The organism is Nocardiopsis sp. NPDC101807 (assembly GCF_044766605.1).
GTDB classification, from domain to species: Bacteria; Actinomycetota; Actinomycetes; order Streptosporangiales; family Streptosporangiaceae; genus Nocardiopsis; species Nocardiopsis tropica.
On sequence record NZ_JBIWMK010000005.1, the window covers coordinates 30,997 to 44,395 of the forward strand.

At 74.8% G+C, this 13,399-nt stretch carries 10 protein-coding genes; 2 read left to right on the forward strand and 8 right to left on the reverse strand.

Annotated elements, in window-relative coordinates; translation table 11 throughout:
- Window positions 1-68 precede the first annotated feature (68 nt).
- The 3 genes from ACIRPH_RS16370 to ACIRPH_RS16380 all read right to left on the reverse strand — a co-directional run bounded on the left by ACIRPH_RS16370 (window position 69) and on the right by ACIRPH_RS16380 (window position 3,286).
- Window positions 69-1,640 carry a long-chain-fatty-acid--CoA ligase gene (locus ACIRPH_RS16370; protein WP_402914930.1) on the reverse strand — a complete coding sequence of 524 codons (1,572 nt, stop codon included), beginning with the start codon at window positions 1,638-1,640 and terminating at the stop codon, window positions 69-71.
- Between the two features lie 78 nt (window positions 1,641-1,718).
- Window positions 1,719-2,603: an amidohydrolase family protein gene (locus tag ACIRPH_RS16375; RefSeq protein WP_402914932.1), complete on the reverse strand. Its 885-nt coding sequence runs from the start codon at window positions 2,601-2,603 to the stop codon at window positions 1,719-1,721.
- A gap of 200 nt (window positions 2,604-2,803) precedes the next feature.
- The gene (locus tag ACIRPH_RS16380; protein ID WP_402914935.1) at window positions 2,804-3,286 is read right to left on the reverse strand and encodes an Lrp/AsnC family transcriptional regulator; all 483 of its coding nucleotides are present in this window, start codon (window positions 3,284-3,286) and stop codon (window positions 2,804-2,806) included.
- A 190-nt stretch (window positions 3,287-3,476) separates the two neighbouring features.
- Here ACIRPH_RS16380 and ACIRPH_RS16385 point away from each other — a divergent pair, with 190 nt between their 5' ends.
- Window positions 3,477-4,781 (forward strand): CynX/NimT family MFS transporter, encoded by a 1,305-nt coding sequence (locus ACIRPH_RS16385; RefSeq protein WP_402914937.1) that lies wholly within the window; start codon window positions 3,477-3,479, stop codon window positions 4,779-4,781.
- Window positions 4,782-5,218: 437 nt separating this feature from the next.
- A complete protein-coding gene (locus ACIRPH_RS16390) occupies window positions 5,219-6,511 on the forward strand; it encodes an MFS transporter (RefSeq protein WP_402914940.1) in 1,293 nt (430 codons plus the stop codon).
- Window positions 6,512-6,721: 210 nt separating this feature from the next.
- Here the strand turns inward: ACIRPH_RS16390 and ACIRPH_RS16395 are convergent, their stop codons facing one another.
- From ACIRPH_RS16395 to ACIRPH_RS16415, 5 genes are all read right to left on the reverse strand, one after another.
- A complete protein-coding gene (locus ACIRPH_RS16395; RefSeq protein ID WP_402914942.1) occupies window positions 6,722-7,462 on the reverse strand; it encodes an anti-sigma factor domain-containing protein in 741 nt (246 codons plus the stop codon).
- The gene (gene sigK / locus ACIRPH_RS16400) at window positions 7,459-8,073 is read right to left on the reverse strand and encodes an ECF RNA polymerase sigma factor SigK (protein WP_402914945.1); all 615 of its coding nucleotides are present in this window, start codon (window positions 8,071-8,073) and stop codon (window positions 7,459-7,461) included. Before sigK ends, ACIRPH_RS16395 begins: the two co-directional genes overlap by 4 nt.
- A 307-nt stretch (window positions 8,074-8,380) precedes the next feature.
- Entirely contained in the window at window positions 8,381-9,028 is a 648-nt protein-coding gene (locus ACIRPH_RS16405) for a fasciclin domain-containing protein (protein ID WP_402914948.1), read from the reverse strand.
- Between the two features lie 67 nt (window positions 9,029-9,095).
- Window positions 9,096-10,829, reverse strand: a complete 1,734-nt coding sequence (locus tag ACIRPH_RS16410) for a molybdopterin-dependent oxidoreductase (protein ID WP_402915992.1) — start codon at window positions 10,827-10,829, stop codon at window positions 9,096-9,098.
- Window positions 10,830-10,904: 75 nt separating this feature from the next.
- Window positions 10,905-12,812 (reverse strand): molybdopterin-dependent oxidoreductase, encoded by a 1,908-nt coding sequence (locus ACIRPH_RS16415; RefSeq protein ID WP_402914950.1) that lies wholly within the window; start codon window positions 12,810-12,812, stop codon window positions 10,905-10,907.
- Window positions 12,813-13,399 lie beyond the last annotated feature (587 nt).

Sequence of the window (13,399 nt, forward strand, 5' to 3'; positions counted from 1 at the left end):
GTCCCGCCGGAGGGCCCCCGGCGGGCCCGGACGGCCCCGGCCGGGGGACGCCGGGCCCGCTCCGCCGACTACTGCCGTGACACGGCGGACGCCCCGCCGCGCAGGACGAACTTCCGGATCTTGCCGGTGGCGGTCTTGGGGAGCTGGTCGAGGAACTCCACCTGCGTGGGCGCCTTGAAGTGGGCCAGGTTGTCGCGGGCGAAGCCGATCAGCTCCTCCTCCGTGGCCGCGGCGCCCTCGCGCAGCACCACGGACGCCCTCGGCGTCTCGCCCCAGCGCTCGTGCGGCACCCCGACGACCGCGGCCTCCAGCACCGCCGGGTGCCGCAGCAGGACCCCTTCCACCTCGACGGACGAGATGTTCTCGCCGCCGGAGATGATGACGTCCTTGATCCGGTCCTGGATCTCCACGTACCCGTCCGGGTGGGTGACCGCGGCGTCCCCGGTGTGGAACCAGCCGTCGCCCATGGCCTCCTCGGTGGCCTCGGGGTCGTCGTAGTAGCCCTTCATGACCACGTTCCCGCGCACGGTGATCTCCCCGACGGTCGTACCGTCCCAGGGGACCTCCCGGCCGGCGGCGTCCACCACGCGCAGCTCGCCGGAGGTGAGCAGCTCGACCCCCTGGCGGGCCTTGACGGCGGCGCGGTCGCGGACGGACAGCCCCTCGTGCTCCGCCCGGGGCTCGCACACGGTGATGAACGGCGCGGTCTCCGTCAGCCCGTAGACGTGGGTGACGGTCCAGTCGAAGCCGTCTTCCAGGCGCTCGATCGTGTCGGCGGCCGGGGAGGCCCCGGCGGTGACCACGTGCACCCCGGGCGGGACCTCGCCGCGCACGCCTTCGGGCGTGTTGGCCAGCATGATCAGCACGGTGGGCGCCGCGCACAGCCAGGTGACGCCCTCGTCGCGGATCAGGTCGTACACGGTGGCCGGGTCCATCGCGGGCAGGCACACGTGGGTGGCGGACGCGGCCGTCACCGTCCACGTGTAGGTCCAGCCGTTCGCGTGGAACATCGGCAGGGTCCACAGGTACCGGTCGCCGACGTCCATCCGCAGGTGGAGCAGGGTGCCCACCGAGTTCATGTACGCGTTGCGGTGGGTGATCATCACGCCCTTGGGGCGCGCGGTGGTACCGCTCGTGTAGTTGACGGTCAGGACGTCGGTCTCCTCGACGGCCGGGCGGTCGAACTCGGGGGAGGCCTGCTCGACCAGGGCCTCGTAGTCCTCCCAGCCGGGCCGGGCCCCCTCCAGCGCCACGAACCGCTCCACGCCCGGGAGCCGGTCGCGGACGGCGTCGACGGCGTCGAGCTGGTCGGCGTGCACGCACAGGACCTTCGCCCCGGAGTGGTCGACGATGTAGGCGAAGTCGTCGGCGGACAGGCGGAAGTTCACCGGGACCAGGACCGCACCGAGCTGCGGCACCGCGTAGAAGGACTCCAGCTGCGCGTGGGTGTTGGGGGAGATGTACGCGACCCGGTCGCCCTTGGCCACCCCCATGCCCTGGAGGACCGACGACCACCGGTCGCACCGGTCGAAGAACTCCTCGTAGGTCAGCCGGAGGCCCCGGTCGACGACCGCCTCGCGGTCCGGGTGCAGTCTGCGCGTCCGGCGCGCGAACTCCAGGGGGGTCAGTGCGAGTTCCATGGTGCCTTCCTTCTGTGTCTGAGCCGGTCCGTGTCCGCGGCGGGCCCGTGTCCGCGGCGGTTCCCGGGCTCCGGGCGGTCACAGTCCGAACAGCCGTGCCGCGTTGCCGTGGAGGACGGCCCGCAGCCAGTCCGGGCCCAGGCCGAGGCGGGTCAGGGCGTGGAGCTGCTCGGCGTAGGGGTAGGGGATGTTCGGGAAGTCGGTGCCCAGCAGGACGCGCTCGCCCAGGTCCGCCAGGCGGGGGAGGGCGTCGGGGGGGAACGGCGCCCGGGCCTCGGCGAAGTCGGTGAACACCATCGTGGTGTCGAGGTGGACGCGGCCGTACGTCTCGGCGAGGTCCAGGAACTCGACGTACTCCGGCGCCCCGGCGTGCGCGATGACGGCGGTCAGCCGTGGGTGCGCGCTCAGGACCTCGGAGAAGGGGCCCGGCCCGGTGAAGCGGCCCGGCTCGGGGCCGGAACCGCAGTGGACCACCACCGGCGTCCCGGCGTCGGCGAGGTTCCCCCAGACGTCGGAGAGCAGGGGGTCGCGCGGGTCGTAGCCGCCGACCTGGAGGTGGGCCTTGAACACGAGGGCGCCGGCCTCGACGGCGGCGGCCACGTACTCGCCGGCGCCGGGTTCGGGGTAGAAGGTGGCGCTGCGCAGGCAGTCGGGGTTGTCGTCCGCGAAGCCGCCCGCCCAGCCGTTGAGCCACACGGCCATGTCGGGCCGGTGCGGGTACGAGAGCGCCGTGAAGTGCCGGACGCCGAACCCCCTGAGCAGGGCGAGGCACTCGTGCTCGTCCCCCCGGTAGGCGAGGGGCCACTGGTCTCCGAGGGCGTCGAAGTGGTTCCGCACCTTGCGCAGCACGTTGTGCGGCATGAAGTGCGTGTGGACGTCGATGAGCCCCGGGAGTCCCAGGTCCCGCCAGACCGCGTGGACGTCGGCGGACCCGGGCGCGGGGTCGGATGAGACTCGTGTCACACCTGACACGATACGTGGGCGTTCCCCCGCTGTTCGTGCTGGCCCTGCGGGGAGCTCCGGGGCGTCCGCGGCGGACGGAGGTCCGAGGGGTCGGGGCCGCGGTCGCCGCGGGAGCGGCCCCGGGCCGTGGACCCCCGGCGCGCCGTTCCGGCGGGGCCCTCCCGGAAACGCGGGCGGAGGGCCCGGCCGGCGCGTCCGGGTCAGCGCCGCCGGGTGCGCGTCGTGGTCGGCGCGATGCGGTCGTTGCGCAGGTGCTCGTAGACGATCGAGGCGCGCACGTCCGCGACCTCGGGTCTCTCCGTCAGCTTGTCGATGACGAACGCGTACAGGCTGTTGTTGTCCGGCAGGGCCACATGGACCAGGAAGTCCTCGCTGCCCGAGGTGACGAACACGGACAGGGTGTCCGGCAGGGAGCGGACCCAGTCCCGGAAGGCCTCGATGTTGTGGCGCGAGGGCTTCACGACGCTCACGGTGATGAGCGCCTGCACCGGGCGGCCGATCTTCTCCAGGTCCACGTCCAGGATCGAGCCGCGGATCACACCCTTCTCCCGCAGCGCGCGGGTCCGGTCGAGGGTCGTCGTGGGGGAGGCGCCGACCGCTGCGGCCACGTCCCGGTTGGTTTTTCGTGCGTCTGACTGGAGTTCGGCCAGAATCGCCGTATCAAGTTCGTCAAGATCAGGCATGGGTGCATTGTAGCCGTATTAAATACGGAATGTTGTGCAAGGCCCCGCTCTATGATTAACATTTGAGGGAAAAGGTCGTATTTGGCTCGCCGAGGAAGTGATCCTTCCGGAGCAGGCACCGTCGCCCCGCCGTTCGGCCCAGCTCTGGCGCGAGGACGCGCCACCGCAGAACACAAGGGACGTCCGTACCGTGAGACCTTCCTCCGTCGCTGCCGTCGCCGACCGACCGTCGGCGCGTCCGCGGACCCGTGGCCGCACCCTGGCCCTCATCGCGATCATCTGCGCGGCGCTCAACCTGCGCCTGGTGGTCACCTCGCTGTCCCCCCTGCTCGCCACGGTGGGGGAGGAGTTCGGGTTCACCGCCGTCGTCGTCGGCGTGTTCGGCACCCTGCCCCTGATCGCCTTCGCGGTGTTCGGCCTGATCACACCCGCGATCATGCGCCGACTGGGGCCGGAGGCCACCGCCGCTCTGAGCATGCTCCTGACCGGGGCGGGACAGGTCGTGCGCGCCCTCGCCCCCGACACCGGGACCCTGCTGGTCCTCACCGGCATCGCCCTCACCGGCGCGGCGCTGGGCAACGTCGTGCTCCCGCCGCTGATCAAGCAGTACTTCCCCGACCGCCTGGCGGCCCTGAGCACGGTCCAGATGGTCGCCATCCACGCGGGAGCCCTGTTCCCCCCGCTGGTCGCCGTCCCCCTCGCCGAGACGATGGGCTGGCGCTTCGCCCTGGGAGCCTGGTCGGTGCCCGCCCTGGCGGCCGCCCTGCTGTGGGCGCTCCAGCGGAGCCGGGCGCGCCGGGACGCCCCGGCCGCCGCCTCCGTGCGCCGGTCGGGCGCCGTCCCGCCCGGCGGCGCGGGCCCGGAGGGCGCCGCCGGCGCCGGACCGGCCCGCCCGATCTGGAGGGTCGGCACGGCCTGGCGGATGGCCCTGCTGTTCGGCATGGTCACCTGGAACGTCTTCACCCTGTTCACCTGGCTGCCCGCGCTGCTGACCGGAGCGGGCCACTCCCCGGCCGCGGCCGGGGCCATGGTGTCCCTGATGGTGGGCTCCAGCCTGCTGTTCGGGCTGGTCGCGCCGACCCTCACCCTGCGTGCCGCGAACACCTTCCCGATCGTGGCGCTCGGCCTCACCGGCTACGCGGTCGGCTACCTGGGGGTGGCGGCGGCGCCGCAGCTGGCGCCGCTGTGGGCGGTCTGCCTGGGCCTGGGCACCAGCCTGTTCGTGGTGACCATGACGATGATCAACGCGCGCAGCACCACCGCGCGGGGCTCGGCGGCCCTGTCCGGGTTCGTGCAGGGCGCGGGCAGCGGGCTGGCCCTGGGAGGCCCTCTGCTGTTCGGGCTGCTGCGTGAACTGACCGGGGGCTGGACCGCCTCGTACGCACTGGTCGCCGGCGGGTCGCTGGCGGTGGCGTTCGTCGTCGCCTACGTCGAGCGCACGCCGTGGACCATCGAGGCGGCCGCGGCCGCCCCGGCTGACCGCGGCCCCGGCTGACCGCCGCACGCGCGGGCGGCGCGCCGGGGGGCGGACCCGGAGCCGGGAAAGGCCCGGTTGGCCGGACCCGGCCAACCGGTGCACGTGCACCGGGAAGCCGTTCCGGCCCTGTTCCCCCCGGCCGCGGCCGTGTTCCCGGCCTCCCGCCGGTCCCGGCCGGGTCGCGTCCCCTGAGGGCGGGTTCGGGCGGTCCGGGAGGTTGTCCCCGGTCAGAGGGGCGAGGGGTGGGCCGGCGTGGTCCTTGTCGGGCGTTCGCGCAGGTCCGGGAGGCCGGGCGCACGCCGTCGGCGGAGTGGGTCCTCCGGTCGGTCCGCCGGGGTGCGGGACGGAGACGACGAACCCCGCCGAGGCGGGCAGGACGCGCATAATGACGTCATGACAAGCCCACCCCTCGACAGGCCGTCCCCACCGGCCCGTGATCGGGTCCCCCGGCCGCGATGACAGCGGATCGGGAGCACCGACCCCCGCCCCCCGACCCGGTCCCCCCGGTGGGCGGCGCGCAGGAGGTCCGGCCGCTCATCCGGAACCACGACTTCCAGACGCTCTGGGCCAGCCGGTTCTTCGCCGGGCTCGGCAAGGAGAGCGGCGAGGTCGCCTATCCGCTCCTCGTCCTCTTCCTCGCCGGCTCGGCCACGCAGGCGGGCGTCATCGGATCGGCGCAGGTGGCCACCGCCATGGTCGCCGCCGTGGCCGGGGGCGTGCTCGCGGACCGGGCCGACCGCAGGGCCGTCCTGCTGTTCTGCGACCTCGGACGCCTGGCGCTGCTCGCCCTGTTCGCGCTCCTGCTGTTCACGGGGAAGGTGACGTTCCCCGTCATCGTGGCGGTCGCGGTCGGCTCGTCGGCGATGATGGGCGTCTCCAACCCGGTCGCCATGGCCTCCGTCAAGCAGCTGGTCCCGGCCTCGCAGGTGTCCGGGGCCGCCGCCCAGAACCAGATCCGCTTCTCCACCACCACGGCCCTGGGCGCGCCCATCGCCGGGTCGCTCTTCAGCCTGGGCCGCGCCCTGCCCTTCGTGACGGAGGCCCTCGCCTACCTGGTGTCGGCGGCACTGGTGCTGTTCATCCGCCGCCCGATGCAGGCGTGCCGCGCCCCGGCGCGCGAACGCTGGACCCTGCGCGGCACGGTCGGCGGGTTCGCCCTGCTGGCGGCGGACCCGATCCTGCGCCCGATGATCCTGTGGATCGTCGGTTTCAACCTGGCCTTCTCGCAGTCGGGGGCGTTCCTCGCGCTCATCGCGACCGCGGAGGCACAGGGCGCGGACCACGTGCAGATCGGCCTGACCGTGTCCCTGGCGGGATCGGGCGGGCTGGTCGGCGCCCTCGCCGCCGGTGCGGTCCTCAGACGGGTACGGCCCTCCTCCACGTTTCTCGTCGCGGCCTGGTCGGCTCCGCTGTGCGCCCTCGGGCTGGCGGTCGCGCCGAACGCGGTGGCGCTCGGGGTGCTGCTGGGTCTCGTGTTCGCCGTCGTTCCGTGCGTGAACGCCCTGTTCTACGGCTACGTGGCCGCGTCGGTCGGCGACGGCTATCAGGGCAGGGTGCTGGGAGCGGTCATGTTCATGGCGCTGGTCTCCCAGCCGGTCGGCATCCTGGGGATCGGGGTCGTCTTCGACCGCGCGGGGCCGACCTGGGTGTTCCTGGCGATGGCGGGCCTGTCGGCGCTCGCCGCCCTGTTCACCCTCTCGCCGGTGATGCGGGACCTGCCGCGCCCGGAGGAGCTGGCCGGGACCTGATGCGGCGGCCGCCGCCCGCGCCCGGGGCGGTTGCGGGCGGCGGGGGCCGCGCGGACCGCCCCGGGCGCGACGCGCCCGGGGCCCGGGCCCGGGTTCGGCCGGAGGACGGCGGGTCCGGGCGGGCCCCGCCCCCGCGGGAGCCCCCGCCGGTCCCTCCGCACGCCCGTCGGCCGCCCTCCGGAGCAGTCCCCACGGCTCTTCCGTCCCCGGTCAGCCCTCGAAGGGCATCGCCATCAGCGGGTCCGAGGTCGGCTGTTCGGAGCCGCCCTCCGGCTCGACCGTGACCGCCACGCCGTCGGCGGCCCCGTCCTCCGGGGTCGCCAGCACCGGCAGCACGAACCCGGCCTCGTCCACCGACAGGACCCCCGCCGACGAGACGGTGCCGTCGGGGCGGGTCAGCCAGAGCTGGTAGTCCTCGTCCTCCAGCCGCTCCAGGCCGTGCGCGCTGAACACCAGCTGCCCGCTGGCCTCCGAGTGCACGACGGTCACGGACACGCCCTCCATGGGCTCGGCCGTGGTGTGGTCGGCGGCCGGGTCCGACAGGACGGCGGCGATCTGCCGCTCGTTCTGGCGCAGGCGCTCCACCTCGCGGACCTGGTCGACGGCCACCGCCCCCAGGGCGACCACGAGCACCAGGCACGCGGCGAGCACCAGTCCGGTGCCCCGGTTCCACCGGTTGCGGCGAGGCCCGGGCAGGGGTTCGGGCGGCGGCGCGAGCTGGCGGGTCCTCGCCACCTCCTCCAGCACGAGCCGGCGCAGCTCCGCCGGGGGAGTGAGCGCCGCGGCGGAGCCCAGCAGGGCCGTCGTCTCGGCGAAGCCCCGCACCTCCTGCACGCACGAGTCGCAGTCGGCCAGATGGTCCTCGAACCGGACGCTCTCGCCCGGCGACAGCGCGCCGAGGGCATAGGCGCCCGAGAGCGTGTGCAGGTCCTGGCCCAGTCTCCTGCTCACCACTCCACCCCCAGGCAGTCGCGCAGCCGGATCAGCCCGTCGCGCATCCGCGTCTTCACGGTGCCCAGCGGCGTGGACAGCAGACGGGCGACCTCACGATAGGTGTACCCGCCGTAGTAGGCCAGGCGCACGGACTGGCTCTGGAGTTCGGTCAGGGTGTCCAGGCACCGGCGCACCCGCTCACGTTCGAGGCGGTCGGTGGCCTCCTCGGCCACCTCGTCGTAGGGGCGGTGCGTGTCGGCCGCCACCGCGCGCGCCTCCCGGTCCGTGGCCGCCTGCTCGGACCGCACCCGGTCCACGGCCCTCCGGTGGGCGAGCGTCATCACCCACGCGCGGGGGCTCCCCCGGCGCTCGTCGTAGCGGCAGGCGGTGCGCCACACCTCCACCATGACCTCCTGCACGACCTCCTCGGACTGGGCCGGGTCCCTCAGGACCCGTCGCACCAGACCGTAGACGGCCGGAGCGACCAGGTCGTACACCTCGCCGAACGCGCCCTCGTCGCCGCGGGCCACATCGCGGAGCAGCCGCGTGAGCCCCTGTTCGGACGGGGCGGGGGCCGCCGCCCCCTCCACGCGGCGGGGACCACGGGCCGCCGTGGCTTCCTCGTTCATCCGCTCCTCGTTCCTGGTCGGTACGCGGTCGTGTTCCTGCGGCTCCTGCCCGGACCGCGTGACGCACGGGCCCGGGCGGCCCGGCGTCATCGCCGGGCCGCCCGGGCGCGTCGTGCTCGGAATCCGAGCCGTGTTCTCCGGATCGTTCCGCGCCCGCGTCCACCGGGCATCCTCACACGACGCGTCCGCGTGCGTGGGGCACGATCGGTCCGGACCTCGCGGACCGCCGTGCGGGAGGTCTCCCCCGCGGCCGCCCGCGCCGGTGCCGGACGCGCCGACACCGGCGCGGGCATCCGGAGGACTTCCCCTAGGAGGGCATGAGCACGGTGTCGACGATGTAGACGGTCGCGTTCGAGGTCTGGACGTTGCCGCAGACCACGGCGGAGTCGCCGTCGACCGTGTAGTCCTCTCCGGACCCGGCCGTCATGACGTCCCCGCCCTGGAGCGACGTGAACGTGCCGTCCTCCAGGTCGGCGGGCGCGTGGCGTCCCTCGACCACGTGGTAGGTCAGGACCTCGGTGAGCTGCTCCTGGTCGGCGAGGAGGGCGTCCAGGTCCTCCTGCGGGATCTTCTCGAAGGCGTCGTCGCTGGGCGCGAAGACGGTGATGTCCTCTGCCGAGTTCAGGGTGTCGACGAGGTCGGCCTCGCCCACGGCGGTCACCAGCGTGGACAGCAGGGGGTTGTTGGACGCGGCCGTCGCGACGGGGTCCTGGGCCATGCCCTCGAAGCTGCCGTCGCCGTCCGCCGGCACGTCGGCGCAGCCGGGGCCGAAGTTCTCCCCGACCTCCTGCGTGCCGCCGGAGCCCTGGGTCTCCTCCGCGCCGGGGCTCTCCTCGGCGCCGCCCGCGGCCGGGGTCTCGGCCTCCGTGTCCCCCTCCATCCCGCCGCAGGCCGACAGGCCGAAGGCGAGGACGGCGGCGGCTGCGGTGGCAGTGAGAGCGTTCTTGCGGATCATGGTTCTCTCCTTCGAGTGGGTGAACTTCGGTTGTCTCGAACCGCTGCCGGGGGCAGCGGAGGCGTGGTCACTCGGCGGTGAAGCGGACGCGGTGCCACCCGGTGGCGCCGTTCGGGATCGGGTCGACCCGCTCCGGGGGCTGGGTGCGGCCGGCGGAGTCGGTGGCGCGCGCCTCGACGGTGTGCCGCCCGGGGTCGACGGCGGTCTCCGCGACCCACTGGACCCAGGTGTCGATGCCCGGCACCCGGGCCAGCTCGGCGGTCTGCCACTCGCCGTCGTCCACGCGGACCTCGACGGCGTCGATCCCGGTGTGCTGCGACCAGGCCACACCGGCCAGGACGACCTCCCCGGAGCCGACCCGGCCCAGAGGGGCGGGCACGTCCACCCGCGACATGGTCTTGACCGGCGCCCGCACGGCCCAGCCGCGCTGGGCCCAGTAGGCCTGCCTGTCGGCGAACCGGGTGAGCTCGATGTCGGTGACCCACTTGGTGGCGCTGACGAACCCGTACAGGCCGGGCACGACCATGCGCGCCGGGAACCCGTGGACGGGGGTCAGGGCCTCGCCTCCCATGCCGACGGCGAGGAGTGCGTCGCGCCCGTCCATGACGACCTCCGTGGGCGTTCCGCAGGTCCACCCGTCGTGGGAGGTGCTGAGGATCTGGTCGGCGTCCGCGTGGACGCCGGCGCGGCGCAGGAGGGCGGCGAGGGGGTACCCGAGCCAGCGGGTGTTGCCGACGAGGTCGCCGCCGACCGGGTTGGACACGCAGGTCAGGGTGATGTCGGCCTCGACGAGGGGCAGGCCGAGGAGTTCGTCCATGCCGATCTCGAAGGGCCGGTCGACCATGCCGTGGACCCTCAGCACCCACCGGGAGGCGTCGAGCCGGGGGACGGTGAGGGCGGTGTCGATGCGGTAGAAGTCCTCCACGGGGGTGCTGAAGGGAGGCAGGCCCGGCACGCCGAGGTCGGTTCCGGCGGGCAGCGGGGCGAGGGGTTCGGCGGCGGAGGGGAGGGCGATCGCGGACCGCCCGCCCGTGCCGCCGGGGTCGGACGACAGCAGGCGGCCCAGGGCGCCGGCCGTTCCGGAGGCGGCCAGGACCCCCGTCGCGGTCAGGACGAAGCCGCGCCTCCCGGGCCCCTGGGCGGGGCCCGGCTCGGCGGTGTGCGCCGCCTGCGCGCTCCCGGCGCCGTGCGATTCCGGGGTGTCCCTCGGGGCCCCCGGGGCGTTCTCCGCGTCCTCCGGGACCGGGACGCCCTCCGCGCCCTGCGCGTGCGCCGGCGCACGCGGGCCCGCTCCTGCCGGTCCGGCCGCCGCAGCGGGGCGGAGGTACCGGTGCGCGCTCCGGAGGAGGAGGGCGAGGGCCGAGGCCCCTGCCGCCGCGCCGACGAGGACGGGGATCACGGCCCCCGGCTCGTCGGCGCGGCGCAGGAGCACGGCGGCGATCCCCGCCGCCGCGAACACCGCCAACCCTGCGTACCCGACCGCCGGACGCCGGAGCGCCACGACGCCGAGCACGGCCCCGACACCGAGGAGGACGATCGCGATGCCGGAGAGCAGTACGACTTTGTCGGCTGTTCCGAACAGCGAGATCGCCGGCTCCATCAGGGCCGGCGGCGTGTTGTCGACGACGGCGTCGCCGACGGCGACCACCGGTGACGCGGTACGGGTCAGCGCGGAGGCCAGCTCGGCGGCGCCCAGTGAGGCGCCGACCGAGAGGAGCCCCACGGCCGTCCCGACGACGGTCCGTCGCCTGTCGCGTGGCGGGTTTCTCGTCCCGCGTGTCTCGGTGGTCACGTGGGGTATTCGGGACCGGCGGCCGGGCGGATGGGTCGGTCGGGGACTTTTCCGAGGTTTTTCGAGGAGGGTCCCGAGCTGGGGCTACTCCGCGGTGAAGCGGATGCGGTGCCGCCCCTCGGCCCCGTCCGGGATCGTCTCCACCTCGTCGGAGGACTGGGTGTGTCCGGAGGAGTCGGTGGCGCGCACCTCCACCGCGTGCATCCCAGGACCGACCCGCGTCTCCGCGACCCACTGGACCCAGGTGTCGGCTCCCGGCGCCCGGGCCAGTTCGGCCTGCCACCACTCGCCGTCGTCCACGCGGACCTCGACGGCGTCGATCCCGGTGTGCTGCGACCAGGCCACACCGGCCAGGACGACGTCCCCGGCGGCGGTCCGGGTGAAGTCGCCGGGCACGTCCACCCGCGACATGGTCTTGACCGGCCCCCGCTCCGCCCAGCCGCGGTCCGGCCAGTAGGCCTGCCTGTCGGCGAACCGGGTGAGCTCGATGTCGGTGACCCACTTGGTGGCGCTCACGTAGCCGAAGAGGCCGGGCACGACCATGCGCGCCGGGAACCCGTGCTCGTGGGGGAGCGGACGGCCGTCCATGCCGACGGCGAGGAGCGCGTCGCGCCCGTCCATGACGACCTCCGTGGGCGTTCCGCAGGTCCACCCGTCGTGGGAGGTGCTGAGGATCTGGTCGGCGTCCGCGCGGACGCCGGCGCGGCGCAGGAGGTCGGCCAGGGGGTACCCGAGCCAGCGGGTGTTGCCGACGAGGTCGCCGCCGACCGGGTTGGACACGCAGGACAGGGTGATGTCGGCCTCGACCAGGGGCAGGCCGAGGAGTTCGTCCATGCCGATCTCGAAGGGCCGGTCGACCATGCCGTGGACCCTCAGCACCCACCGGGAGGCGTCGAGCCGGGGGACGGCGAGGGCGGTGTCGATGCGGTAGAACTCGTCGGCGGGCGTGGTGAACGGGGTCAGGCCGGGGACGCCGAGGTCGGTTCCGGCGGGCAGCGCGGGCAGCGGGACGGCGGCGGCCGGCAGGGTCGGGGCGGGCGGCCCGGAGGGACCGCCGAGGAGGGCCGGGAGCCGGAGGCCGAGCGTGCCCGCCGCGCCCGAGGCGGCGAGGACCCCGGCGGCGGTGAGGACGAACCGCCGACCCGCACCGGTCGGCGCCGGTCCGTCGCCCCCGGCGGGCGCGGACGGTCCGGCGGCCCCGTCGTTCTCGGCGGTCCGGCGGTCCCCTCGGCCCTCACCGGCCCCGGCGGTCCCCGTGCCGGTGCCCGGGGCCGCTTCCGTGCCGGTGCCCGGGGCCGCTTCCGTGCCCGTGCCGGGGGCCGCTTCCGTGGCCGCGGTCCCGGTGGCGTCGGCGCCCGCGTGCCGGTCCGGCTCCGTGCCGGGAGCCGCGTCCGCGGCCACGGTCCCGCCGGGCCCCGTCCCGGGGGCGTCGCGCCCGTCCGCCCCGGCCACCGGGGAGGACCCCCCTGCCCCGCCCGTACTCCTCAGCAGCACCGCGAGCGCGGCGGCCCCGGCGAGGGCCGCGCACACCACGGGCAGCGCCGCGCCGGGGTCGTCGGCCCTGCGCAGCCACGTCGCGGCCAGCCCCGCGGCGGCGAACGCCGCCAGCCCGGCGAAGCCGACGGGGGGCCGGCGCAGCGCCACCGCGCCGAGCGCGCCCCCGGACACCGCCAGGACGGCAGCGATGCCCGCGAGGAGTACGGCCTTGTCGGCGGTCCCGAACAGCGTGATCGCCGTCTCCACCAGCCACGCGGGGCTCAGGTCCACGACGGCGTCGCCCACCGCCACCACCGGAGGGGAGGACCGGACCGCGGCGGCGGCCAGCTGGGCGGCCCCCAGCGCCGCGCCGACGACGAGCAGGCCGACGACCGGACCCGTCCACCGGCCGGGGAACGGCCTCGCGCGCGCCGCGCCCTCCCCCGCCCCGGGGGTGCTCGGGCCGGAGGCGGGACCGGCGGGCCGGGGGGACCGGGGAGACCTCTTCGCGGACATGCCACCAAGAATCCCCCACCCGGGGGTCGACCGCCAGAGCCGTCGCCGTCCGGGACGGGGCCGGGCGCTTCGTCCCCAACGCACGTCGAGGGCCCCGGCGCCGAAAGGCGCCGGGGCCCGAGAGTTCAATACCACCTACCGGCCGCTGCCGGTCTTCCGCTGCCCGAGGTCGAGCTGGGACGGGATCGCGGGGATCGCGGTTGTGTGACCGTGGACCACCTTCTTCCGAACCGGGGCCTGCGGTACCCGGGCGGAACGTTCCGCGCCGGGCGGTCCTGATGGCACCTACTCCTCTCGATCTCCCTGCGTGCACTGTCTTCCACAGCTGTCCTACCGGCTCCCGGCGCTGTGCCGCTGAGCGCGCCGGTCGAGCCCTACTGCGTTCTTCGTCCTGCTGCGGCGCCCCCTGGACGGGCGGGACGCCGGTCCTGCGTACTGCTCGTACTGCCGTACTGCTGTCCTACCGGCTCCCGGTGTCTTGAAGCACGTGCACACCGTCGAGCCGTCCTGCGTCACCTCCTGCGGGGCGTCCCCCGGTACGGGCGGGACACCGGTACTGCTGTCCTACCGGCTCCCGGCGCTGTGCC

Excerpts from the sequence above, each read along its gene's own strand:
- ACIRPH_RS16370 (WP_402914930.1), bottom strand. The coding sequence starts at position 1,640 with ATGGAACTCGCACTGACCCCCCTGGAGTTCGCGCGCCGGACGCGCAGA.
- ACIRPH_RS16380 (WP_402914935.1), bottom strand. The coding sequence starts at position 3,286 with ATGCCTGATCTTGACGAACTTGATACGGCGATTCTGGCCGAACTCCAG.
- ACIRPH_RS16390 (WP_402914940.1), top strand. The coding sequence starts at position 5,219 with ATGACAGCGGATCGGGAGCACCGACCCCCGCCCCCCGACCCGGTCCCC.
- sigK (WP_402914945.1), bottom strand. The coding sequence starts at position 8,073 with ATGAACGAGGAAGCCACGGCGGCCCGTGGTCCCCGCCGCGTGGAGGGG.
- ACIRPH_RS16405 (WP_402914948.1), bottom strand. The coding sequence starts at position 9,028 with ATGATCCGCAAGAACGCTCTCACTGCCACCGCAGCCGCCGCCGTCCTC.
- ACIRPH_RS16415 (WP_402914950.1), bottom strand. The coding sequence starts at position 12,812 with ATGTCCGCGAAGAGGTCTCCCCGGTCCCCCCGGCCCGCCGGTCCCGCC.